At 67.6% G+C, this 21,483-nt stretch carries 24 protein-coding genes and 1 pseudogene; 12 read left to right on the top strand and 13 right to left on the bottom strand.

Going from position 1 to position 21,483, the window contains the following annotated elements:
* Positions 1-29 precede the first annotated feature (29 nt).
* Both AB4879_RS01305 and AB4879_RS01300 read left to right on the top strand, forming a co-directional pair.
* Positions 30-689 (top strand): hypothetical protein, encoded by a 660-nt coding sequence (locus AB4879_RS01305; RefSeq protein ID WP_370506098.1) that lies wholly within the window; start codon positions 30-32, stop codon positions 687-689.
* Positions 690-835: 146 nt separating this feature from the next.
* Complete coding sequence (locus AB4879_RS01300; protein ID WP_370506097.1) at positions 836-1,525, top strand: DUF305 domain-containing protein; 690 nt, start codon at positions 836-838, stop codon at positions 1,523-1,525.
* A gap of 13 nt (positions 1,526-1,538) precedes the next feature.
* On the opposite strand, the gene AB4879_RS01295 is transcribed toward AB4879_RS01300, so the two are convergent.
* Complete coding sequence (locus AB4879_RS01295; protein WP_233209391.1) at positions 1,539-2,717, bottom strand: cell wall metabolism sensor histidine kinase WalK; 1,179 nt, start codon at positions 2,715-2,717, stop codon at positions 1,539-1,541.
* A 125-nt stretch (positions 2,718-2,842) separates the two neighbouring features.
* Here AB4879_RS01295 and AB4879_RS01290 point away from each other — a divergent pair, with 125 nt between their 5' ends.
* Both AB4879_RS01290 and AB4879_RS01285 read left to right on the top strand, forming a co-directional pair.
* Positions 2,843-4,387 (top strand): multicopper oxidase family protein, encoded by a 1,545-nt coding sequence (locus tag AB4879_RS01290; protein WP_370506096.1) that lies wholly within the window; start codon positions 2,843-2,845, stop codon positions 4,385-4,387.
* 21 nt (positions 4,388-4,408) lie between these two features.
* Positions 4,409-4,678: an SHOCT domain-containing protein gene (locus AB4879_RS01285; protein WP_102808465.1), complete on the top strand. Its 270-nt coding sequence runs from the start codon at positions 4,409-4,411 to the stop codon at positions 4,676-4,678.
* Positions 4,679-4,703: 25 nt separating this feature from the next.
* Here the strand turns inward: AB4879_RS01285 and upp are convergent, their stop codons facing one another.
* From upp to AB4879_RS01255, 6 genes are all read right to left on the bottom strand, one after another.
* Entirely contained in the window at positions 4,704-5,333 is a 630-nt protein-coding gene (upp, locus tag AB4879_RS01280) for a uracil phosphoribosyltransferase (RefSeq protein ID WP_370506095.1), read from the bottom strand.
* Complete coding sequence (locus AB4879_RS01275) at positions 5,333-6,550, bottom strand: URC4/urg3 family protein (RefSeq protein ID WP_370506094.1); 1,218 nt, start codon at positions 6,548-6,550, stop codon at positions 5,333-5,335. Before AB4879_RS01275 ends, upp begins: the two co-directional genes overlap by 1 nt.
* Positions 6,550-7,824, bottom strand: a complete 1,275-nt coding sequence (locus tag AB4879_RS01270) for a GTP cyclohydrolase II (protein WP_370506093.1) — start codon at positions 7,822-7,824, stop codon at positions 6,550-6,552. Before AB4879_RS01270 ends, AB4879_RS01275 begins: the two co-directional genes overlap by 1 nt.
* Positions 7,825-7,909: 85 nt before the next feature.
* Positions 7,910-8,557 carry a TIGR03085 family metal-binding protein gene (locus AB4879_RS01265; RefSeq protein WP_370506092.1) on the bottom strand — a complete coding sequence of 216 codons (648 nt, stop codon included), beginning with the start codon at positions 8,555-8,557 and terminating at the stop codon, positions 7,910-7,912.
* Positions 8,544-9,407 carry an SAM-dependent methyltransferase gene (locus AB4879_RS01260; RefSeq protein ID WP_370506091.1) on the bottom strand — a complete coding sequence of 288 codons (864 nt, stop codon included), beginning with the start codon at positions 9,405-9,407 and terminating at the stop codon, positions 8,544-8,546. The genes AB4879_RS01265 and AB4879_RS01260 overlap by 14 nt, the downstream gene beginning before the upstream one ends.
* Positions 9,404-10,444: a zinc-binding dehydrogenase gene (locus tag AB4879_RS01255; RefSeq protein ID WP_370506090.1), complete on the bottom strand. Its 1,041-nt coding sequence runs from the start codon at positions 10,442-10,444 to the stop codon at positions 9,404-9,406. The genes AB4879_RS01260 and AB4879_RS01255 overlap by 4 nt, the downstream gene beginning before the upstream one ends.
* Before the next feature lie 69 nt (positions 10,445-10,513).
* On the opposite strand from AB4879_RS01255, the gene AB4879_RS01250 reads away from it, so the two are divergent.
* The gene (locus AB4879_RS01250) at positions 10,514-10,969 is read left to right on the top strand and encodes a PPOX class F420-dependent oxidoreductase (RefSeq protein WP_102808472.1); all 456 of its coding nucleotides are present in this window, start codon (positions 10,514-10,516) and stop codon (positions 10,967-10,969) included.
* Here AB4879_RS01250 and AB4879_RS01245 read toward each other — a convergent pair.
* The 3 genes and pseudogenes from AB4879_RS01245 to AB4879_RS01235 form a co-directional block, all read right to left on the bottom strand.
* Complete coding sequence (locus AB4879_RS01245) at positions 10,917-11,840, bottom strand: sucrase ferredoxin (RefSeq protein ID WP_370506089.1); 924 nt, start codon at positions 11,838-11,840, stop codon at positions 10,917-10,919. The genes AB4879_RS01250 and AB4879_RS01245 overlap by 53 nt on opposite strands.
* Positions 11,837-13,045 (bottom strand): cupin domain-containing protein, encoded by a 1,209-nt coding sequence (locus AB4879_RS01240; protein ID WP_370506088.1) that lies wholly within the window; start codon positions 13,043-13,045, stop codon positions 11,837-11,839. Before AB4879_RS01240 ends, AB4879_RS01245 begins: the two co-directional genes overlap by 4 nt.
* A 13-nt stretch (positions 13,046-13,058) precedes the next feature.
* Positions 13,059-13,241, bottom strand: a pseudogene (locus AB4879_RS01235) (BatC protein); the annotation flags it as partial.
* Between the two features lie 162 nt (positions 13,242-13,403).
* On the opposite strand from AB4879_RS01235, the gene AB4879_RS01230 reads away from it, so the two are divergent.
* Both AB4879_RS01230 and AB4879_RS01225 read left to right on the top strand, forming a co-directional pair.
* The gene (locus tag AB4879_RS01230) at positions 13,404-13,859 is read left to right on the top strand and encodes a hypothetical protein (RefSeq protein WP_370506142.1); all 456 of its coding nucleotides are present in this window, start codon (positions 13,404-13,406) and stop codon (positions 13,857-13,859) included.
* Positions 13,860-13,911: 52 nt separating this feature from the next.
* The gene (locus AB4879_RS01225; RefSeq protein ID WP_102808523.1) at positions 13,912-15,090 is read left to right on the top strand and encodes a zinc-dependent alcohol dehydrogenase; all 1,179 of its coding nucleotides are present in this window, start codon (positions 13,912-13,914) and stop codon (positions 15,088-15,090) included.
* Here the strand turns inward: AB4879_RS01225 and AB4879_RS01220 are convergent.
* On the bottom strand, positions 15,087-15,707 hold the full coding sequence (locus AB4879_RS01220) for a TetR/AcrR family transcriptional regulator (RefSeq protein ID WP_370506087.1): 621 nt from the start codon (positions 15,705-15,707) through the stop codon (positions 15,087-15,089). The genes AB4879_RS01225 and AB4879_RS01220 overlap by 4 nt on opposite strands.
* A gap of 110 nt (positions 15,708-15,817) precedes the next feature.
* On the opposite strand from AB4879_RS01220, the gene AB4879_RS01215 reads away from it, so the two are divergent.
* Positions 15,818-17,170 carry a cytochrome P450 gene (locus tag AB4879_RS01215; protein ID WP_370506086.1) on the top strand — a complete coding sequence of 451 codons (1,353 nt, stop codon included), beginning with the start codon at positions 15,818-15,820 and terminating at the stop codon, positions 17,168-17,170.
* 64 nt (positions 17,171-17,234) lie between these two features.
* Here AB4879_RS01215 and msrA read toward each other — a convergent pair whose 3' ends face one another.
* Positions 17,235-17,744 carry a peptide-methionine (S)-S-oxide reductase MsrA gene (msrA, locus tag AB4879_RS01210; RefSeq protein WP_370506085.1) on the bottom strand — a complete coding sequence of 170 codons (510 nt, stop codon included), beginning with the start codon at positions 17,742-17,744 and terminating at the stop codon, positions 17,235-17,237.
* On the bottom strand, positions 17,741-18,214 hold the full coding sequence (gene msrB, locus AB4879_RS01205; RefSeq protein WP_102808478.1) for a peptide-methionine (R)-S-oxide reductase MsrB: 474 nt from the start codon (positions 18,212-18,214) through the stop codon (positions 17,741-17,743). The genes msrA and msrB overlap by 4 nt, the downstream gene beginning before the upstream one ends.
* 197 nt (positions 18,215-18,411) lie before the next feature.
* Between msrB and AB4879_RS01200 the strand changes: the two genes are divergently transcribed.
* The 4 genes from AB4879_RS01200 (at position 18,412) to AB4879_RS01185 (ending at position 21,441) form a co-directional block, all read left to right on the top strand.
* On the top strand, positions 18,412-19,377 hold the full coding sequence (locus AB4879_RS01200) for a diguanylate cyclase domain-containing protein (RefSeq protein ID WP_370506141.1): 966 nt from the start codon (positions 18,412-18,414) through the stop codon (positions 19,375-19,377).
* 277 nt (positions 19,378-19,654) lie between these two features.
* Complete coding sequence (locus AB4879_RS01195) at positions 19,655-19,873, top strand: hypothetical protein (protein WP_370506084.1); 219 nt, start codon at positions 19,655-19,657, stop codon at positions 19,871-19,873.
* Positions 19,874-19,924: 51 nt separating this feature from the next.
* Complete coding sequence (locus AB4879_RS01190) at positions 19,925-20,425, top strand: nuclear transport factor 2 family protein (RefSeq protein WP_102808480.1); 501 nt, start codon at positions 19,925-19,927, stop codon at positions 20,423-20,425.
* Positions 20,422-21,441: an NAD-dependent epimerase/dehydratase family protein gene (locus AB4879_RS01185; protein WP_370506083.1), complete on the top strand. Its 1,020-nt coding sequence runs from the start codon at positions 20,422-20,424 to the stop codon at positions 21,439-21,441. The genes AB4879_RS01190 and AB4879_RS01185 overlap by 4 nt, the downstream gene beginning before the upstream one ends.
* Positions 21,442-21,483 lie beyond the last annotated feature (42 nt).

The following is a 21,483-nucleotide window of genomic DNA, read 5'->3' as shown; positions in this document are numbered from 1 at the left end:
GGCCCACCTGCTGTGTCAGCGTCGACGCTGTGACCGCGAAAGACGCGAGAAAGATCGATAACCGGCTGGCCGCACGGTGTGCGGCGGTGTCGTCGATCGGTGCCGCAGCCATCCACTTCGCGGTCGCGCCGATGCACTGGAAAGACTGGGTGCCCTCCGGGGTGTTCTTCGCGTCCATCGCGGTGTTCCAGCTCGCCTGGGGCTTTCTCGCCTGGTCACGGCCGACGCGACTGCTGTTGGCGGCCGGAATCGCCGCCAATGTCGGTTCCGCCGCCCTGTGGGTGGTATCCAGAACGGCTGGTGCGCCGTTCGGTCCCAACGCAGGTGCTGCGGAGGGCGTGGAAGCAGCAGGGATCTGTGTTCTGCTCCTGCAGTGCTACGTGGTCATGGGTGCCGCCTGGGTGTTGCTTCGGCGTTACCGGGCGCACGCGTTTTCGGGTGTCGGGCGGACACTGGTACTTGTGGGCGCCAACACCGTGATGGCACTCGCTGTGACCGCAGGCCTGGCCTCCGGCCTCCAGGGCCACCAGCATCACCATGGCGCGCCCGTCGACGCCGAGGCCGGACGTGATGCGGCGCACGGGGCACCTGCGGAGCCGGGCAGACCGGTGACGGACATGAAGCTGAGCACGGGCGGCGAGCACCCTCCGTCGAGCTCTGACGGGCACCAGCACGATCACCACGGCTGACGGCACCTCCACGGCAGGTGTGGCTCTGCGCCCTCGCGAATCGGGTTCTTTATCGAATCTTCACAGAACCACTACGCCGCACCTGCCGGAGTCTGGCGAAGCTGGGCGGGGATCGAGTGATCCGTGTGCGACGAAAGGGATGTGGTGTGAGCAAAGCGAGGACTGTGGTGACCGGAGTGGCCGCGTTGGCCGCGGTTGCCGCCATCGGCGCGTGTAGTGACTCGGGCACCAAGGATGTGGCGGCGTCGGCGGCACCGTCCACTGTCCAGAGTTCGACCGCGGCGCCGGCAGCCGCCCACAATCAGGCCGACATGATGTTCGCCCGCATGATGATTCCGCATCACCGGCAGGCGATCGAGATGAGCGACATGATCCTGGCGAAGCAGGGCATCGATGCGCGGGTGGTGGACCTGGCCAAGCAGATCAAGGCGGCGCAGGGCCCGGAGATCGACACGATGCAGGGCTGGCTGAACCAGTGGGGAATGCCCGGCATGCCGGGAATGGACAACATGCCGGGGATGAACGGCACGACCAGCAATGCGCCCTCAGATCACGGCGGCATGCACGGATCGGATATGCCCGGAATGGATGACGTGCCAGGCATGGAGGGGATGATGTCACCGGCCGATATGCAGGCACTGCAGAACGCCCAAGGCGTCCAGGCCGGCAAGCTGTACCTGACCCAGATGATCAAGCATCACCAGGGCGCAATCACCATGGCGCAGAACGAGATCAAGGGGGGACAATTCGCCGACGCCATCGCCCTCGCCAAGTCGATCGCCACCAGCCAGCAAAAGGAGATCGACACCATGAACCAGATTCTGAGTTCCCTGTAGTCGCAGCAGTAGGTCACGCGTATTCGCGTTGATTGCCGCGGCGGGCCCCGGCCACCGGCAGGCTGGGCACCGTCACCGTGAAGGTGGTGCCTGCCCCGGGGCCGGCGCTGGTCGCGGTGATGGTCCCGCCGTGCGCTTCGGTCAATGCCTTGGCGATGGCCAGGCCGATGCCGGAGCCGCCCCGATCGCGGTTGCGCGCCGAGTCGGCACGGTAGAAACGCTCGAAAACGTGCGGAAGGTGCTCTGCCGCAACACCCTCGCCGTCATCGCTCACCGTGAAGACGACATCGTTACCCATCGGCTCCGCGGTGAGTCGAACGTGGCCGCCGGGCGCAGTATGACGTAATGCGTTGTCCAGCAGGTTGTTCAACACCTGCGTCAGGCGTTGACGGTCGGCCCAGAACCGGGTCCCTTCACTCACCTGGAGGCTCAGCGTGACATTCTTCGCAGCGTAGCGGTCGGTCACTGCGGCACTGACGGAGCGGGCGACCTCGTCGGCCTCGACCCATCCCGGGGTGATCGTGGCATGAGCTTCTTCGGCCTGGGCCAGGGCGGCGGCGTCGGCCGAGAATCGCACCAGGCGGCCGGTCTGCTCCCGCAACATCGCGATGGTCGGCTGGTCCAGGACTCGCACGCCGTCCTCAACGGCTTCCAGATAGGCCTCCAGCACGGCCACCGGCGTGCGGATCTCGTGAGCGAGATCGCCGAACAGCTGGCGCCGGCTTGATTCCACAGCCTGCAGCCGATCCGCCATCTTGTTGAAAGCGGTTGCCATCTCGTCGAATTCACGGCCGAGCCGAGGCGGTGCGACCCGAATGTCGTAGCGACCCTCGGCCACCGCCGACGCGGCTGCCGAAACCTCGGCGACGGAGTGCTGCAACCGCCGGCTCAGGTAGGCGGTGGCGATCAGCGCGGTCAGGGCGGCCACCGTGATCGCGACCCCGATCGAGAGCGCAGTGGCGTGTTGGTAGGCCTGCTCGGCGTGATACTGCTCGTTGGAATCATGGGCGACGCCGGCCATGTGCAGGTGCTCTCGGAACAGCGGCGGCCCCACCACTGATGCGACGACCCAGGTGGTCACCCCGCCGGCGAGGAGAACCAGCGTCTGCGCGAGCAGCAGTCGCCTGCGCATGCCGAATCCACCGACGGCGGTCACCGTCACGTGCGGTGATGCCTGCGAGGAGAGCTTCATGCCTTCATCGTGCCGTGCCGGCGCACCGGGATCGGGTCTTGAGCGAATCTTCACAGAACCAACACCAAACCCGCCGAGGGGCCGCCGCAATCTGGAAGACGAACCCTCGAGTAGACAGGATTGTGATGAGTCGACAGGCGCTCACCCGGCGCGGCTTTCTGGCAGCAGGAGTCCTCGGCGGCGCGGCGTTGGTGGCCTGCGGTCGGACGACCCATCCCCCGGCCACCGGCGGCTCCCCGTCGCCGAGTGCGATCGCCGCGGCCGAGGCAGCCCGGCCGCACACCGGCAGGACCGTCACCGCACACCTGGCCCCAGGCCTTGCCGACATCGACCTCGGCGGGACCACAGCCCGCACGCTGGCCTACAACGGTCAGGTCCCGGGCCCGCTGATCAGAGCCAACGTCGGCGACGACATCGCGGTCATCGTCGACAACGGACTGGATCACCCGACCTCGGTGCACTGGCACGGGATCGCCTTGCGCAACGACATGGACGGGGCCAGCCCGGCCACGCCGAACATCGGACCCGCCACCGGCTTCGCCTATCGGTTCAGCTCCCCTCATCCCGGAACGTACTGGGCGCACCCGCATACCGGGCTGGACACCGACTACGGGTTGTACCTACCGGTCATCGTCGACGATCCGGCGGAGCCCGGACGCTACGACGCCGAGTGGATCGTGATGCTCGACGACTGGACCTCCGGCGTCGGTACCAGCCCTGAGCAGATCTTCGCAGGGCTGCAATCGATGGGTGGCATGGGGCAGATGCAGAGACCGGGGATGGGCGGCATGGGACACATGCCCGGTATGGGCGGAATGGGATCGATGCCTGGCGTTCCCGGCGTCGGCGGTGTGGGAACCAGTGACCTGCTCGGCGGCGACGCCGGTGACGTCAGCTACCCGTACTACGTCATCAACGGCCGAATCCCTTCGGCTGCCACGACATTCACCGCGAAACCCGGAAACCGCATTCGCATCCGGATCATCAATGCCGCAGCCGATACCGCGTTCCGCGTCGCGTTGGCCGGGCATCGCATGACCGTCACCCACACCGACGGATTCCCCGTCCGGCCGGAGGAGGTCGATGCGCTCCTGATAGGTATGGGCGAACGTTACGACGTCATCGTGACCGCGGGTGAAGGCGTGTTTCCCCTCGTTGCCGCCGCGGAGGGCAAGAACGCGGTCGCACGTGCGCTGTTGTCGGCCGGTGGCGGCACCGTGCCGGACGCCGCGTTCCGGCCCCCGCAACTCACCGGGCGGATCGGAACGGTCGACACCTTCACCGCAGCACCGGAAGTCCAGCTGCCGGCCGCCAGTGACCACACGTTGCAGGTTCGGCTGTCGGGCATGATGATGCGCTACGACTGGATGATCAACGGCCGGCCCTACGATCAGACGGTTCCGCTGACGGTCCATCAGGGCCAGCACGCGACACTGACGTTCGTCAACGACTCGATGATGTGGCACCCGATGCACCTGCACGGCCACACCTTCCAGGTGCTCAAGCCTGATGGCAGCGCAGGGCCGCGGAAGGACACCGTGATCGTCCAACCGATGCAGACGGTGGCGGTGCGGATGGTCGCGGACAATCCCGGCGACTGGATGCTGCACTGTCACAACACGTATCACATGGCGGCCGGGATGATGACGACCTTGAACTACGTCCGCTGACGGGCGAGGAAGGAGAAACCGATGATGTTCTGGTATGGCCACGACATGAGCGGTTGGGGCTACGCGGGTATGGCGATCGGGATGGTGGTGTTCTGGGTCCTGATCATCGCCGGAATCGTCATGTTGATCCGGTACACCACCGGGGCGCCGCAAGGTCCGGCCCTGCCCCAGTTCCCGCCATACGGCGAGTCGCCCGAGCGGCTGCTGGCGGCGCGGTTCGCGCGGGGTGAGATCGACGAAGCGGAATACCGCCAGAGATTGGCCGCACTGCGTGCCAGCCCGTATCAGTGAACGGTGCACGGTCACTGATAGGAACCTATTTCGTGCCGAAGAGGCGATCGCCCGCGTCGCCGAGACCGGGCACGATGTAGCCGTGCTCATCGAGTCCACGGTCCACCGCCGCGGTGTAGATCGGCACCTCGGGATGCGCGTCGTGCAGGACGGAGATCCCTTCGGGGCAGGTGAGTAGGCAGACGAATTTGATGGACCGGGGCCGGAATTCCTTCAGGCGGTCCACCGCCGCCACGGCCGAGTTGCCGGTGGCCAGCATCGGGTCGACCACGACCACTTCGCGCTCGTGCAGGTCGCTGGGCATCTTGAAGTAGTACTCCACGGCGACGCGGGTTTTCGGATCCCGGTACAAGCCGATGTGTCCGATCCGGGCGCCGGGCACGACGGTCAGCATCCCGTCCAGGATGCCGCTGCCGGCCCGCAGGATGGCGACGAACACCAGCTTCTTGCCGTCGATGACGGTGCCGGTGGTGGTCTCCAGCGGCGTCTCCACCGCGATCTCGTGGGTCGGGGTGTCACGCAGCACCTCGTAGGCCAGCAGTGTGGCCATCTCGTTGGCCAGCCTGCGGAACGTGTTGGTGGACGTGACCTTGCGCCGCATCAAGGTCAGCTTGTGCTGCACCAGCGGATGGTCGATGACGTGGACGTCGCGCATCAGAACACTGTGCCATCGCTGACGATGGACAGCGGCGGGAGGCCGCCGCGCAGCCGCTGGGCCAGCGTCCTGCCCGCCGCCCAGGTACCGCCCTCCAAGATTCGGGCCAGCGGCATCTGGTCGGCGTCGACGCCGAGGCGCCTGCGCACCAGGGGAGCCAGCTCGTCGAGCAGAGTGACGGTCAGCGCGCGCCATTCGACCACCAATTCGTCTGTGACGCTGACACTTCGAGTGGAATCCGCGTCATCACGCAACCGGAGGACGCCGGTGTCCAGCAGTAGTCCGCCATTGCGGTATTCGGGGAGGCCGGTCAGCTCGTCGAGATCGGTGACGGTGACCCCGGCCCAGCCGAACGGCTCCAGCAACGAGTACGTGAGCCACTGCGAGAGTTTGTGAAACGGCATCCAGCCCGCCGTCAGGCCAGCACCGGCCAGCGCGGAATGGCGCCAGCAGTCCCCGAGCGGTTGGTCACCGATCCTGCTGCCGCCCGGCCAGATTGGTGCCAGCGAGCCAAGGACCGTGGACAGCAGCTCGGAGGCGCGCGCCGAGCTCCCGCCCACGGCGTCGAGCAATCCGCCGGGGCGGCCGTCGGGGCCGAACACCTCCGGGTCCGCGGCGGTGACCGCACCCAGCCGGTGCAGAATCGCCACCCGGCCGTCAAGCCCGACGAGCGGATTCGTGTCGTCGACCTGGAACGCGTCGGCCAGCTGCTGCTCGGTGAGCTCCGCCAGCCCGGCGGCGTCGACCCGTAGCGGGTCGTCCGGCTGGGAGGAGAACAGCCCGGCGGTGAAGGCGTGAAAGCTCGCTACCCCCAGGCCTTCTGAGCGGCTCAGCTGCAGCCCCGTCGCCGGCTCGGCATAGGACCACGACGGGCCGGCGCCGGCGTCGAGCAGCACGCTGACCACAGTGAGGTCGACCAGCGCCGTGGCGTCGGCGCCGCCGAGTAGCTCGGCCCTGCGATCGACACCTCCGGCCTCGAAATGGCGCCACCGGCTGTGGAACGGGACCTGCAGATCCGGATAATTGCGTCGGGTGACGTCGGCGACCAGCTCGGCGGCCGAGTCCAGTGCATCGTCGTGCACGGTGAACCAGCGCGAGCCGCCGGCGCGGGCCCGTTCGGTCAACAGTCCGGACCGCTCACGCACGGCGCGGGTATTGCGCAGCGCCGCGGCCGCCCCCGCCGGGCTGTCGAGGTCGACCTCGATGGCGGCGGCCATCAGTGCTCCAGCCCGCGACCCTTGGCCTTCTTCAATTCGGCGGCATCGGGGACCGGGCCTGGCGTGAAATAGCCTGCGGCCATCTTGGCGTCGATCTCCACCCGTGCGTCGGCCGGGATCAGGTCGTCGGGGATGTTGACCCGCTCGCCGACCTCGATCCCGGAGCCCACGATCGCGTCGTACTTCATGTTGCTCATCGACACCAGGCGGTGGATCTTCTGGATGCCCAGCCAGTGCAGTACGTCGGGCATCAGCTCCTGGAACCGCATATCCTGCACTCCCGCAACGCATTCCGTGCGTGCAAAGTATGCCTCGGCGGTGTCGCCGCCCTGCTGTCGTTTGCGGGCGTTGTAGACCAGGAACTTGGTCACCTCGCCGAGCGCGCGACCTTCCTTGCGGGAGTAGGCGACCAACCCCACGCCGCCGCGCTGGGCACCGAGGATGCATTCCTCGATCGCGTGGGTCAGATACGGCCGGCAGGTGCAGATGTCGGATCCGAACACATCGGAGCCGTTGCACTCGTCGTGAACTCGGGCCGTCAATTCCACCGAGGGGTCGGCGAGATCGTGTGGGTCGCCGAAAATGTAGAGGGTCTGCCCGCCGATGGGGGGAAGGAAGACCTCGAGATCGCTGCGTGTGACCAGCTCGGGATACATGCCGCCGGTCTCTTCGAACAGGACCCGGCGAAGATGCGCCTCGCTGCATCCGAAACGCTCGGCGACGCCCGGCAGATACCAGACCGGCTCGATCGCGGCCTTGGTCACCAGCGCCGCTCCGCCGGGCAGCAGGAATCGGCCGTCCGGGACCAGCCGCCCCTTGTCGATGGCGTCGGCGATCTCCGGGAGGATCACGTGAGCTTTGGTGACCGCGATGGTCGGTCGGATGTCGTGGCCGGCGGCCAGTTCGGCGGCGAACGCATCGGCCACCATCGCCCCCCACGGGTCCAGGCTGACGATCGCCTCGGGCCGGCTCCACTGCGGATATGGGCCGATGCTGTCGGTGGGCGCGGTGTTGGTCAGGTCCGCCCGATGCTCCCGGGACAGCGCGCCGGCCGCCACCGCCAGCGCGCGATACACGCTGTAGGAACCGCTATGGGTACCAACGACGTTGCGGTGACTGCGAGTACTGGTGGTGCCGATCAGCGGGCCGCGCTCGCCGGGGGTGGCCGCGCCCCACGTGATCGGCGGGGCGCCGTCGGCACCACGATGGGATGTCAGCCGGATGTGACCGGGCTGGCCCTTGGGCGCGGCCGGTGACGGCGCTTCGGCGGACATGTGCGCTCCTTCCGCAAGCCGCCAGCCTAGTCACGATCCCCACTTTCTGCCGAGCGTCACGTTCGCGCGCAGCGGTCGGCGCCGCTCACATCCCGAAACGGGTGCGCCGCACTGCCGCGACGGCCTCCGGCGGCCCGAGGACATCGACGCGTGCCGCGTCCTGACGGCCGAACAGGTAGAGCAGGAGCTCACCGGGCGCGCCGCTGAGCTCGACGTCGGGGGTGCCGGTACGGGCGCGACAGCGGTGCGCACCCCACACCAGGTCCACCCCGGTGCCGCGTACCCGACGGCTCAGATAACGGCTGCCGCGCTCGACATTTCGCCAGAGCGCTGCTTGCAGGTCGGCGGTCAGGTTCTCCCGGGGGCCCAGCCCATTGGCGCGCCGGACGTCCTCGTGGTGGACGAAGAACTCGTTGAGGCTGGGGAAGTCGCGCACCCAGCCCAGCCGGAAGAAGCCGAAGGGCGGACCCGACCGCAGCCGGTCGACCAGCCAGCCGAACTCCCGGTGCTCGACCATTGCCGCGGTGCGCCGCTCGGCGAATCGCGCGGGGGCCCCGCGGAGAACCAGGCAGGGCGCGGCAATCGGGTCCCGCTCGCGCAGCAGCAGGTGGGCGGCGAGGACTTTGGTGGTGAACCCGTCGAGCAAGGTGGGCGCGTCCGGGCCGAGGCGGTCGAAGAGATCGCACAGCGCCGCCCGCTCCCGGGCGTCGAACGGCGGATCAGCGCTCGGCATACACAGCCCGTTCGATCTCGGACACCGCGTCGGTGCGTCCAGCCGGCCGCAGGTAGCGGGCCGTGTACTCAGCCGGCCCGGCCTGATCGATCTCACGCCAGCCGTAGTCGGCCAGCAGCGGCGCGACGTCGGCGGGGTCGAGCCCGAACCGCCACAGCGCGTCCTTGACCACGAACTGTGTGCGGGCCCGCTCCGCGCCGTACAACTGCCGCCCGGTCAAAAAGTCCGCACGGATGAACGTGAACGCCAGTCCGCTGCCGGGCCCTGCGTGCGAGAGGTGGTCCAACGTCCTGCGCACTGCCGGTTCGGTCAGGTATTGGGTGACCGCCTCCCATACGTAGAATGTGCGCCGCTGGTTGCCGAAGCCGTTGCGCTGCAGGACGTCTGCCAGATCATCGGTCTCAAAGTCCACCGGTAGCAGCGTCACGTTGTCCGGGACGCGGCCGAATGTACGACGCACCGCGGCGGCCTTGCGCGCAGTATTGGTCGGCAGGTCGACCTCGCACACAGGAACCCCGGAGAGGGCCGGCAGCCGGTACGCCCGGGTGTCATAACCGGCGCCGAGAATTACCACAGCATCAACACCTTTGGCGACCGCCGCGTCGAGGCGATCGTCGATGTATCGCTTGCGGCACAGGAAGTTTGCCCAGCCGCCGTCGATCCGCTTGTCGGTGGCGGCGTGCAGGACACGGCGCACCGGCGACCAGCGAGTGGCTGCTGCGATGAAGCGGGTCGGAGCGGGCAGCAGACGTGCGGCCCACGGGTCGTGCACCAGAGGTGCCGGCTCATGCTGGTCCGCGGCCACGATGACCATCGGGCCGAGAGCGGTCTGAGCGGCGGCGTCGCTCACGGTTGTACGAGCACCCTGATCGGATTTCCTTCGGCCTCGTCGAGAATGCGGATGCCGTCGGCGATGTCCTCGAGCGGGATGATCTGGCTGATCGAGCGCGACAGATCCAATCGGCCGGTGGACACCAGCTGAGCGAGCGTCTCGATGTCCTTGTTGTGGTAGCCGAGATGCCCGAGTACCTGGCGTCGGGTCAGACCGAACATCGACGTCGGTCCCACGGTGGGGGATTCGGCGCTCATGCCGACCCCCACCAGCCGGCCGCCGCCGGTCAGCGAGTTCAGCGCCTGCTCGAAAGTCACCTTCAGCCCGACGGCGTCGAACGCGACATCGAGTCCGCGCCCGCCGGTCACCTGCGCCAGCTTGTCGGCGAAATCCGGGTCACGCGAATCGAATGCGTAATCGGCGCCGAGTTCCAGCGCACGGTCGCGGACCGCAGGGTTGAGGTCGACCGCGACGATCGGAACCGCTCCGACCAGCCGCGCCAGTTGGACGATGTGCGTGCCGACACCGCCGACGCCCCACACGCCGACCGATTCACCGATGACCACCTTGCCGGTGTTCACCACCGCGCCGAACGGGGTGGACACCGCGTCGGCGAGGATCGCGGCCTGCTCCAGCGGCACGTTGTCCGGAACGCGAGTCAGCCCGGCGGCCTGCGCGACGGTGTACTCCGCCCAAGCGCCGTCATAGGCGAACGCCATGAGTTGCATCCGCAGACAGGTGGCCATGTCCCCGCGACGGCAGTTGGCGCACTGTCCGCAGGGCCGGCCCGCGGCGACGACCACCCGGTCACCCTCGGACCACCCGGTCACGTCGGGCCCGATCTTGGCGATCGTCCCGGATGCCTCGTGTCCCTGGATCACGACCGGACGCTGGGCAGGGAAGGTGCCGTTGATCAGGCTGAGGTCGGAATGGCAGATGCCGCAGAACGCCACTTTGACCAGAACTTCACCCTCACCTGGTTCGGGGATCGGGACATCTTCCAGCGCAACGGTTTTCGTGTCGGCGTAGAAGCGTTCCGCCCGCATGGTGCCCATGGTGTCCTCCTGAGGTCGAAAGACAAACGTACGCCCGGTGTCGCCCGGATCAGGCCTAGAGTGGGGAATATGTCGCCCAAGATCGCCACCGCCGACTCCGTGGACCTCGACACGCTGCTCGAGTTCGTCCGGCCCCGCCATCGCATGGTGCTGACCACCTTCCGCGCCGACGGCTCGCTGCAGAGTTCCCCGGTGACCGGCGGCGTGGACGAGCAGGGCCGCCTGGTGATCGCCAGCTATCCACGTCGCGCCAAGTCGGTGAACATCCGCCGCACCGGGCGCGCGAGTGTGGTGGTGCTCTCCGACGAGTTCAATGACGCCTACGTGCAGATCGACGGGCCCGCCGAGGTGATCGACCTGCCCGACGCTGTGGAACCGCTGGTCGACTACTTCCGCGCGGTCGCTGGTGAGCACTCGGATTGGGACGAGTATCGGGCGGCGATGGTCAAGCAGGGCAAGTGCCTGATCCGGGTCACTCCGCAGCGCTGGGGTCCGGTGGCGACGGGCGGCTTCCCGCCGTCGTGAGCGAGGCCAGTGTGTAGACCCGAACCCGGCCGGGCACGGTGGCGTGGCATTGCGACAGCAGTGGCTCCGAGAGCTCCTCGTTGAGCACCACCTCGACCGGGGCGGGGTCGGCGTCGAGCACCACCCGGATGGTGCCGTCACCCGGCTCGGCACTCAGCGGCGGGAAGGCGGCGATGCGGTCGTCGCCGAACTCCTCGCGGGCGAAATGTTGTGCGGCCTGCACAGCGTGGGGAAGCGACGTCCGACCCCGCAGGAACCGGTTGTCCAGCCGACCATCGAGGTAGCGGCTCACCAGCCCGGCCGCGTCGGCCTGGTCCACCCGCCCGTAACACAATCCGGCGGGCAGCACGAGCATGGTCGCCGCGAACCGATCACCGCCCAGATGGGAGCATTCCCAGGCGAATTCGGGATACGCGGCCGAGATCGCCGCGGCAGCTGACCGGCCGCGCACGGCGCAGCACATGTCGTGGCGGCCGTGGGCACAGACCGCGACGAGCGGGTCGGTCGAGGCGGTGCCGTCGGATCCATCCAGCGCGATGTCGAGGTACTCGCGCGGGTCGGTGACCTCGCCGCCGTGCAGCGCTTCGCCTCCGACGGCGCACTGCGCGACGAACCAGCGCCACCGGGGTGTGGCCGCCCGGCGGCCGTGCTTGCGGATCGCCGCGATCCGCATGCCCGCGGCTTCCGCGCGCCGCACGACGGCCAACCCCAGCTTCGGGTCGATGCAGGCCGGTGAGTCCAGGAAGGCCGATCGTCCCCAGCCGCCTGACAATTCGAGCAACAGCCACGAGGAACCGGCCGACGCCGTCCCGTACATCGGATCGTTGCGAGCCAGCGACTGGTCGCTGCAGCCCTGTCCGGCTCTACTCATCGCGCAGCAGCGGGGACGACGACCGCTTCCTTGAGCAGGCGCCGAATCAGAACCGCACCGTCCGCGGGGTCCAGCCCCGGCAGGGCGGCGGCCCGCGCCACCTCACCGCGGTGCAGCGCGTACAGCGCCTCGGCGCAGGATGCGGGGAACGTGATGGTCCGGTCGGGAAGCCGGAGCACAACCCGCCCGTCGGATCTGTCCAGGCCGGCCACCAGCCCACGGCGCCAGCACACGTCGACCTCGGCGTCGGCGGCGGCGCTCAGCGTGGCCAGCGGCCGAACCGCAACGGGACGGGTCAGCCCGGCGTGCCGGTCGGACAGCCGTACGGCCGCGCCGGTACCCAGTGTTGCCGCGTTGTCCCGCAGCGCCGTCACCACCTCGGCCATCACCTTGGTGACCGTGGCGAGAGCCTCGTCCTGATCAGCGGCAGCAAAACCCATTGGCAGGGATCGGCGAAAGGCCTCGACAGTGGACAGCTCGTCGAGCACAGTGCGCGCTACGTCGAGAGCTGTGGTGGCCGAGATACCGATGGTTAGGTGAATCGACGTGGTGTCGAGCGCCTGCGCCGCGTGCAGCCAGCCTCTGGGCAGGTACAGCGCGTCGCCGGCGTTCAAGACAGTGTCGATCACCGGCTCGGTCTGGACCCGTTCGTCGATTGCCGCTCGGTGCTGGGTCCACGGCTGGGACGGCAGCGGATGGGTGTGCACCGGTTCGTGCACCACCCAGCGTTTCTGTCCGGATACCTGCAGCACGAAGACGTCGTGCACGTCGTAGTGCGGGTCGAAACCACGGCTGCCCGGCGGCGTGATGTAGGCATTCGCCTGTGCGGGATGTCCGAGATCGTCGACGGCGTCGCGGACGAAGTCGATCAGCGGCGGCCACAACCGGTGCAGACCTTGCAGAACAACCGTTGCGCCAGCGGCCAATTCGGCAAGGACCTTGGCCGAGTCGACCTGATCGCCGATCTCCGCGCCGAACCCGGCCGGGCCGAGGTAGCAGTCTTTGGTCAGGATCTCGCCGTCGCGAGCCAACCTGATGAACGGCGCGCGGATGCCGCGCTCGGCAATCAACTCGTCGACCGCCCCGGGAGACAGCAGATCGCTGAAATCCCGGGGCAGGTCGACGGCTGAGCTCAGGAGCGGCCTGCGGCCCCAGTACTGGTCGGCGAACGTCTGCGCGTCGACCACACTGCAGCGGCTCAGCATGAAACGGGGGTCAGGCTGAGCCGTCGGCGCCGCCGTCGTGGCCCTCGGGGTTCGAGCCGCCGTCGGCGGGACCCTCACCGCCACCGCCGGCTGTGCCGTCAGCGCCGCCGTCGTGGCCTTCGGGATTGGAGCCACCGTCGGCGGTGCCCTCGCCGCCCGGGGTGGAGGTCGTGATGTCGTCGTCGTCGAGCGCCATGAAAGATCCTTTCTCGAACCGCAAAAGCGCGGCACAGTGTGCAGGGATAGGTGCGAGCGGAGTTGCCGCGCCGAAACCGAATGAAACCGTCGGAAGCGAGTGGATGTGTCCGGGTGGCCCCGCCAGCGTGACGGCGTCAGCTGCGGGCCGAGCGTGGCCGTGATGGCGGGTGCACTGCTCGACGCCGAGTACGGCGCCCCGTTGCACACCGGACAGCCGCAGCGGTGGTTCGACGCCGAGCAGGCGCGGGTGCACCGCGCGATCAACGCGGTGTGGCCGCACGCCCTGGGCGCCACCCCGGCCGGTGTGGCGCGGGCCATGACCGAGCACAGCATCTCCCGCGGCGTGCGCTACCGCTGGCGACCGGCCCGGTGCGACGACCGGCTGGCCGATGTTTGCGATGCGGTGGCCGCGGGCTGGCCGGTGGCGATGCTGATCGGTGCGGTGCTGCCGCGGCATTGGGTGCTGCTGGTCGAGATCGAGGGCGCCACCCTGCGTTGTTACGAGCCGTCCTCCGGCGCACTGCTGGACATCGCCATCGACGACATCCGTCGCAGTCGGTTGGCGCGGCTGGGTTTTGCACGGCCGTTCGCGTTCGTCACTCCGCGCTGTGTTTGAGGACGTACCGAACGGGCATGCGGGCACCTGAACCCAAGTGGAGGAGGATCCCATGCGCGCAGTGACCTGGCACGGCCGCCGCAACGTCTCGGTCGACACCGTCCCCGATCCGCAGATCAAGGAGCCCACCGACGCGATCATCCGCGTCACCAGCACCAACATCTGCGGCTCCGACCTGCACCTCTACGAGGTGCTCGGGGCCTTCATGTCGCCGGGGGACATCCTCGGCCACGAGGCCATGGGTGTGGTCGAAGAGGTTGGCGATCAGGTCTCCGAACTCAAAGTCGGTGACCGCGTGGTGATTCCGTTCAACATCTCCTGCGGCCACTGCTTCATGTGCGGGCAGGGCCTGCAAAGCCAATGTGAGACAACGCAAAACCGGGACCAGGGCACCGGTGCGGCGTTGTTCGGCTACTCCAAGCTGTACGGGGAAGTGGCCGGCGGCCAGGCCGAGTATCTGCGGGTGCCCCAGGCCAATTACACCCACATCAAGGTCCCGGTCGGCGGCTCCGACGACCGCTACGTGTATCTGTCCGACGTATTGCCCACCGCCTGGCAAGGTTTGGAGTACGCGGACGTGCCGGACGGCGGCACCCTGGTAGTACTCGGACTGGGACCGATCGGATCGATGGCGTGCCGGATGGCCGCCCATCGCAACCGGCACCGGGTTATCGGCATCGACCTGGTGCCCGATCGGCTGGAGCGGGCCCGTCCCTACTGCGAGGAGGTCATCGACCTTCGCGAGGGTGATGTGGTGGAACGCGTGCTGGATCTGACCGACGGCCGCGGCGCGGACTCCGTGATCGACGCCGTCGGGATGGAGGCGCACGGGTCGCCTGTCGCCGAATTCGCCCAGACCGCAGCGGGATACCTGCCGTCACCGGTTGGGCGGGCGGTCATGCGTAACGCCGGAGTGGACCGGTTGGCGGCGCTGCACACCGCGATCGCGGTGGTTCGCCGAGGCGGGACGGTGTCGCTGTCGGGCGTCTACGGCGGCGCCGCGGATCCGATCAACCTGATGGTGATGTTCGACAAGCAGATTCAGCTCCGAATGGGGCAGGCCAACGTGAAGCGCTGGATCCCCGACATCATGCCGCTGCTCACCGATGATGATCCGCTGGGCGTGGACACCTTCGCCACCCATCGGCTTCCGCTATCGGACGCGCCGAAAGCCTACGAGACCTTCCAGAAGAAGGCCGACGGCATGTTCAAAGTGGTTCTCAAACCTTAGGTTTGGGCCGGTTTGGGACCGAGCAGCGCCAGCGACACGGACAGCGCGGGCTCGATGATGTCGCTGGCCGGATCGCCGTCCTCCATGGTTTGCGCGGTGAGTTCGCGCAGGCCGCCCACCAGGATGACGGCCACGGCATGGGAGATCGGCGGCAGGCCGGCGGCCCGGAATCCGTCGTTGCCGGATAGGTCGACGATCATCGTCGCGAGCCGGGCGAACCCGCGGCGCAGGGTCGGCCGGGCGTACTCACCCAGGGCGGGAAGCTCCCGGATCCAACTCAGCGTGATGGCCCGCCGCTCGTCGATGTGCTCGACGTAGGTGACGACGGCTTGGCGGATCTGCTCGTGCCAGGGGGCGCTCGGGTCGACGGCAGCGCTGATGGTTTCGACGAGTTCGTCGTTGTTGGCTGTGAGCAGCTCGGCGAAACAGTCTTCCTTGGTGGCGAATTCGCTGTAGAAGGTGCGCTTGGACGTGCGGGCGTACCGGACGATGTCGGCGACGGTGGAGTCGCGGTAGCCGCGTTCTTCGATAGACGCGGCGAGGCCGTCGAGCAGTCGCCGCCGGAAGTCGTCGTTGCGGCCGACGGCAGGAGCGTCGGGAACGGCTGCCGTGGTCACCCGACCTCCTTTCGCGCTCTGGTCTTGTCAGGGCTGGTACCGAAGGGTACCGTACCTCACAAGCCAGTGGTACAACGCAGTACCACGCTATGTCTGGGAGGGCCTCACCGATGAGCCAAGCGTCAACCGTGGCCGCGCCGGTCCGCGCCGAACCGAAGTTGCCGCCATCGCCGGGAGTGCCGAACGCGCTGGTCAGCCTCGCGTTCATGGTGGCCCGCCGGCCCACCACCGAGTGGCTGACCCGACGCTACGGCCGTTGTGTCACGGTGCGGATCCCGGTCTTCGGGAACACCGTCGCCGTCTCGGATCCCGCGCTCACCAAGCAGATCTTCACCACCAGTCCGGACATCCTCTACAACATCCAGCCAAACCTGAGCAGGCTGCTGGGCCCGGGCTCGGTATTCGCTCTGGACGGGGCCGAGCATCGCGCGCGGCGCAAGCTGCTCACCCCGCCGTTTCACGGCAAGAGCATCCGGGCCTACGAGCAGATCGTGGTGGAGGAAACCCTGCGCGAGATCGAATCATGGCCGCAGGGAACCGAATTCGCGACGCTCGAGCCGATGATGCACATCACCCTCAACATCATCCTGCGCGCGATCTTCGGCGCCGACGGTGTCGAACTGCAGCGCCTGCGTGAGCTCATCCCGAAGTGGGTGACCCTGGGATCACGCCTGGCCGTGCTGCCTTCGCCGAAACGCGAAAGGCCCTGGACGCCATGGGGAAGGCTGGTCCGATACCGTCGGGAGTACGAGGGCCTGGTGGACACCCTGATCAGCCGGGCGCAGAGCGACCCCAATCTCGAGGACCGCACCGACGTGCTGTCGCTGTTCCTGCGGAGCACCTATGACGACGGCTCGCCGATGACGCGCGGCGAAATCGGCGACGAACTGCTGACACTGCTGGCCGCGGGGCACGAGACCACCGCGTCCACGCTGGCATGGGCGTTCGAGCGGATCTCGCGCCACCCCGAGGTGCTGAGCCGCCTGGTTGCCGAGGCCGACACCGAGGACAATTCCTACCGGCAGGCCACGATCCTGGAGGTTCAGCGCAATCGGACGGTGATCGACTTCTCCGGTCGTCATGTCCAGGTGCCGAGCTACGAACTCGGTGAATGGGTGGTGCCGCAAGGATATTCAGTGATGGTCAGCCTGTGTCAGCTGCATGAGAACCCGGAGATGTTCCCCGATCCGGAGCGCTTCGACCCGCTGCGGTTTCTCGACACCAGGCCCAACACCTTCGCCTGGGTGCCGTTCGGTGGCGGAACCCGGCGTTGCATCGGCGCGGCCTTCGCCAACATGGAGATGGACGTCGTCCTGCGTACGGTGTTGCGGCACTTCACCATTGCCACCACCAGCGCGCCGGGGGAGAAGTGGCACTCCCGGGGCGTGGCATTCACGCCGAAAAAGGGTGGACGCGTCGTCGTGCACCGACGGGCCCAACAGCGCGCCGAGCGTGCGTCCTGATACGCGAACAACGGTGTGTCACGTACGAATCCGCACACTCGGCGCGAGGGCTCGAAAGCGAAGGCTAGACCTGAGCCCGCTTCGGTAGCTTCCACCCCGCCCGCGGGAAGTGGCAGGTGTAGCCGTTCGGGTAGTGCAGCAGGTAGTCCTGATGCTCGGGCTCGGCATCCCAGAAGTCACTGGCCGGCGTCACCTCGGTGACCACCTTGCCCGGCCACAGCCCGGAGGCGTCGACGTCGGCGATGGTGTCCAGCGCGATCTGCTTCTGCTCGTCGTCGAGGTAGAAGATCGCCGACCGGTAGCTGGTCCCGACGTCATTGCCCTGCCGGTTCTTCGTGCTCGGATCGTGGATCTGGAAGAAGAACTCCAGCAGCGCGCGGAAGTCGGTCTGCGCCGGGTCGTACTCGATCTCGATCGCCTCGGCATGGCCGGGATGGTTGCGGTAGGTGGGGTGGTCGTTCTGGCCGCCGGTGTAGCCCACCCGGGTGGACACCACGCCGGGCTGCTTGCGGATCAGATCCTGCATGCCCCAGAAGCAACCGCCTGCCAGGATCGCCCTCTTGGTGTTGCTCACGCGTCCTCCTTGGAAGTCTCGAACAGATGCCTGTACTCGCCGTAGCCCTGCGCCTCGAGGTCGTCGAGCCCGATGAATCTCAGCGAAGCGGAGTTGATGCAGTAGCGCAACCCTCCCTGCGCGCGAGGGCCGTCTTTGAATACGTGCCCCAGATGGCTGTCGCCGGCCGCCGAGCGAACCTCGGTACGGACCATCAGGTGGCTGAAGTCCCGTTTCGTGACGACGTTGACTTTTCCGGGGGACGTCTCGATCGGCTTGGTGAAACTGGGCCAGCCGGATCCACTCTCGAACTTGTCGGTCGAGGCGAACAACGGTTCGCCCGAGACGACGTCGACGTAGATGCCCGGTTCGTGGTTGTCCCAATACTCGCCGGTGAAGGGCCGCTCGGTCCCGTTCTCCTGGGTTACCCGATATTGCTCCGGGGACAGCGCGGAAACGGCGGCGGGATTGCGGTGATAGTCATGCGCCATGTCGGTTTAACCTCAATGGTTGTTCAGATAGTTCCCATGTCAGAGATCCGTCAGGACTGGCGCGCGCTGCGGCGCGTGCGTCGCGGTGTCACAATTGTCGGTCGGCACTGGCGCCGGTTCTGAGCAGGAAAGTTTGACTCGATGCGGCTTCGCCTGATTTGCACCCCCATGCACAGGGGTGGGACCTCGTGTATCGGGTGAAGATGCTCGCGCTCTCCGGCAGCGACTTCCACGGTGCCCAGCAGATCCGGTTGCTGCGCATCTATTTGAGCCTCACGACGTTCCTCTACGTCTACGGCGTGGTGTTCACGATCTGGCCGCTGCATCCGGAATTGATCTACGCGAATCCGCTCGGAGGCGTGCTGGCCATCGTGCTCGGCGTCGCGGCGCTGGCCTGGCTGGCCGTCAAGCCTGACAAGCCGGCGCCGGCCACCCTGGCCGCGATCATCGCCACCCCGGTGGTGATGGCGTTCCACATCGCGATCGCAGCGGAGATCATCTGCCTGGTCGCGCCGATGTTTCTGGCGATGTATCTGCGGGCGTTCTATCCACCCCGGCGGGCGGCGGTGCTCATCGGCTTGCTCACGGTGGCAGCAGTGCTGGCGCTGGCCATCTCGCCGGCGCCCAAGCTGGGGATCGACTACCTGATCTGGGTCATCGCGATCGTCGGCGCGGGGGAGTCGTTCGGGCTGGTGATGCGCGCGTTGGTCACGAGTGCGTGCACGGATCCGCTGACCGGTCTGCTGAACCGCGCCGGCTGGGAGATCGCCACCGGAGAGCTCCTGGCGCGCGGGCGCTCAGCGAAGCCCATCATCACAGTCGTCGTCATGGACCTCGACGGTTTCAAGCAGCTCAACGACACTCGCGGGCATCTGGCGGGTGATGAGCACCTGGCCGAACACGCGCGCCGGTGGCGCGACCTGTTGCCGCGCGACGCCGTGCTGGCGCGGCTGGGCGGTGACGAGTTCGCCGCATGCATAGCCGACCGTGATGCGTCGTCGGCGCAACGGTTCGTCGCCGACGTCGGGCTGCACACTCCAGACACCAGCGTCGGGGAGGCGTCGCAGCCCGGCGACACCGCCGACATCGCGGCGCTCTACGCCGCCGCAGACGCGGAGTTGTATGCCGCCAAGGGCCGCAACCGCCGCAAGACCGACCGCTGAGTCGCGACCGCGTGGGCGGTGGCGGCGGCGAAGTGCCGTCGAGGGGCGTGAAACCGGCGAGAGCGGGTAGGGCACAAACATGATTACTCGGTGGATCGTTCTGTTTGTCGGCGTGACTGCATTGATCGTAGGCATCGCCGGACTCGCCACTCCCGTCCATGCGGGGCCCGGAAATCGAGGTCCCGCCGTAGCGGAACCTCTGAACGTCGACTGTGGCAGCGCGATCGCTCCAGACCTGTCTGCCGCGCGGGCGGCGACGGCGCAGGGCGGAAAGAACATGCCCAGCCCGGCTGGTGTCCCGGAGACGCCGGGCATGGCCGAACCGCATGACGACATCATCGTCAACACCGACTACGTGGAGTTGTGCCACAAGGAGCTGACCGATCGGCGGATCTGGACGATCGTCCTGTCTGCGGTGGGGGCCGCTGCGATCCTCGGCATCGGCCTGACAGCCGTTTTGTCCCGGAGATCACGCAGTCGCGCCGCCGGGTCGTGATACCGGCAAGCCCTCGACAAAGGTCGATAGAACGTGTTCTAGTTTGAAGCTGTGGCGCGATTTTCCCGTGAAGAACTGACCGACGCTTTCGCGACTTTCGAGAACACCGTCGCCGAGGCCGCCAGAACCCAGGACTGGGACGCCTGGGTGAGTCACTACACCCCCGACGTCGACTACATCGAGCACGCGATGGGCACGATGAAGGGCCGCGACGAAGTACGCGCCTGGATCACCAAGACCATGGGCAGCTTCCCCGGCAGCTACATGACCGAGTTCCCGTCGCTGTGGGCCGTGTTCGACGAGGAGACCGGGCGGGTCATCTGCGAGCTGGACAACCCAATGCGCGACCCTGGTGACGGCACGATCATCAGCGCCACCAACATCTCGATCGTCACCTACGCCGGCGACGGCCTCTGGTCGCGCCAGGAGGACATCTACAACCCGCTGAAATTCCTGCAGGCCAGCATGAGGTGGTGCAAGAAGGCCGAGAAGCTCGGCACCCTCGACGAGGAGGCGGCCGCCTGGATGAAAGCCAACGGGGGCATGAAGTGACCCAGCCGAAACTCGTCATCGGGGCCAACGGGTTCCTCGGCTCGCACGTCACCCGGCAGCTGGTCGCCGACGGGCATCAGGTGCGAGTCATGGTGCGGCCGAACGCTTCCACGATCTCGATCGACGACCTCGACGTGCAGCGCTTCGTCGGCGACATCTGGGACAACGACGTGCTGCGTGAGGCGATGGCCGGCGTCGACGACGTCTACTACTGCGTGGTCGACGCTCGCGGCTGGCTCAGCGATCCGGCACCGCTTTTCCACACCAACGTCGGGGGCACCCGCAATGTCCTGGATGTGGCCAGAACCGCCGGCCTGCACCGCTTCATCTTCACCAGCAGCTACGTCACCGTCGGGCGCCGTCGCGGCCGGACGGTCACCGAAACCGACATCATCACCGACCGCGGACTCACCCCGTACGTCCGGTCCCGGGTGCAGGCCGAAGAACTGGTGCTGCGCTACGCCCGCGACCACGGCCTGCCCGCGATCGCCATGTGCGTGTCCACGACCTACGGCGGCGGTGACTGGGGGCGAACCCCGCACGGCGCCATCATCGCCGGGGCCGCTTTCGGCAAGCTGCCGTTCGTGATGGGCGGTATCGAACTCGAAGCCGTCGGCGTCGACGACGCAGCCCGCGCGATGATCCTGGCCGCCGAGCGCGGCCGGGTCGGGGAGCGCTACCTGATCTCGGAGAAGATGATCAGCAACGCCGAAGTGGCCCGCATCGCGGCCCTGGAGGCGAACATGCCGCCGCCGACGAAGACGATCCCGCTGCCGCTCGCCTACGCGCTGGCCGCGCTGGGCACCGCCAAAGCCCGGCTGAAGAAGACCGACGAGAAGTTGTCGCTGGGCTCGCTGCGGCTGATGCGCGCCGAGGGACCGCTGGACTGCAGCAAGGCCGTCCAGGAACTGGGCTGGCAGCCGCGCCCCGTCGAGGAATCCATCCGCGAGGCCGCACGCTTCTGGGTCGGGTTGCGGGAGGCGAAACGGCAGGCGAAGGCAAGCCGGTCGGAGTGATCGGGCTCGGAACGATCGGGCACTGAACCCGTCCGCAGGCGA

Origin of the sequence: Mycobacterium sp. SA01 (assembly GCF_041287105.1) — a bacterium.
In the GTDB taxonomy this organism is placed as follows: Bacteria; Actinomycetota; Actinomycetes; order Mycobacteriales; family Mycobacteriaceae; genus Mycobacterium.
Note: the sequence above shows the minus strand (reverse complement) of the source record. Positions and strands in the feature narration are given on the sequence as shown.

Coding starts and splice junctions, on each gene's coding strand:
- AB4879_RS01195 (WP_370506084.1), top strand. CDS start 19,655: ATGCCCAGCCCGGCTGGTGTCCCGGAGACGCCGGGCATGGCCGAACCG.
- AB4879_RS01285 (WP_102808465.1), top strand. CDS start 4,409: ATGATGTTCTGGTATGGCCACGACATGAGCGGTTGGGGCTACGCGGGT.
- AB4879_RS01240 (WP_370506088.1), bottom strand. CDS start 13,045: ATGCTGAGCCGCTGCAGTGTGGTCGACGCGCAGACGTTCGCCGACCAG.
- AB4879_RS01270 (WP_370506093.1), bottom strand. CDS start 7,824: ATGTCCGCCGAAGCGCCGTCACCGGCCGCGCCCAAGGGCCAGCCCGGT.
- AB4879_RS01230 (WP_370506142.1), top strand. CDS start 13,404: ATGGCGGGTGCACTGCTCGACGCCGAGTACGGCGCCCCGTTGCACACC.
- AB4879_RS01275 (WP_370506094.1), bottom strand. CDS start 6,550: ATGGCCGCCGCCATCGAGGTCGACCTCGACAGCCCGGCGGGGGCGGCC.
- AB4879_RS01255 (WP_370506090.1), bottom strand. CDS start 10,444: ATGGGCACCATGCGGGCGGAACGCTTCTACGCCGACACGAAAACCGTT.
- msrB (WP_102808478.1), bottom strand. CDS start 18,214: ATGGCGCATGACTATCACCGCAATCCCGCCGCCGTTTCCGCGCTGTCC.
- AB4879_RS01265 (WP_370506092.1), bottom strand. CDS start 8,557: ATGCCGAGCGCTGATCCGCCGTTCGACGCCCGGGAGCGGGCGGCGCTG.
- AB4879_RS01215 (WP_370506086.1), top strand. CDS start 15,818: ATGAGCCAAGCGTCAACCGTGGCCGCGCCGGTCCGCGCCGAACCGAAG.
- AB4879_RS01225 (WP_102808523.1), top strand. CDS start 13,912: ATGCGCGCAGTGACCTGGCACGGCCGCCGCAACGTCTCGGTCGACACC.
- upp (WP_370506095.1), bottom strand. CDS start 5,333: ATGCGCGACGTCCACGTCATCGACCATCCGCTGGTGCAGCACAAGCTG.
- AB4879_RS01250 (WP_102808472.1), top strand. CDS start 10,514: ATGTCGCCCAAGATCGCCACCGCCGACTCCGTGGACCTCGACACGCTG.
- AB4879_RS01290 (WP_370506096.1), top strand. CDS start 2,843: ATGAGTCGACAGGCGCTCACCCGGCGCGGCTTTCTGGCAGCAGGAGTC.
- AB4879_RS01245 (WP_370506089.1), bottom strand. CDS start 11,840: ATGAGTAGAGCCGGACAGGGCTGCAGCGACCAGTCGCTGGCTCGCAAC.
- AB4879_RS01295 (WP_233209391.1), bottom strand. CDS start 2,717: ATGAAGCTCTCCTCGCAGGCATCACCGCACGTGACGGTGACCGCCGTC.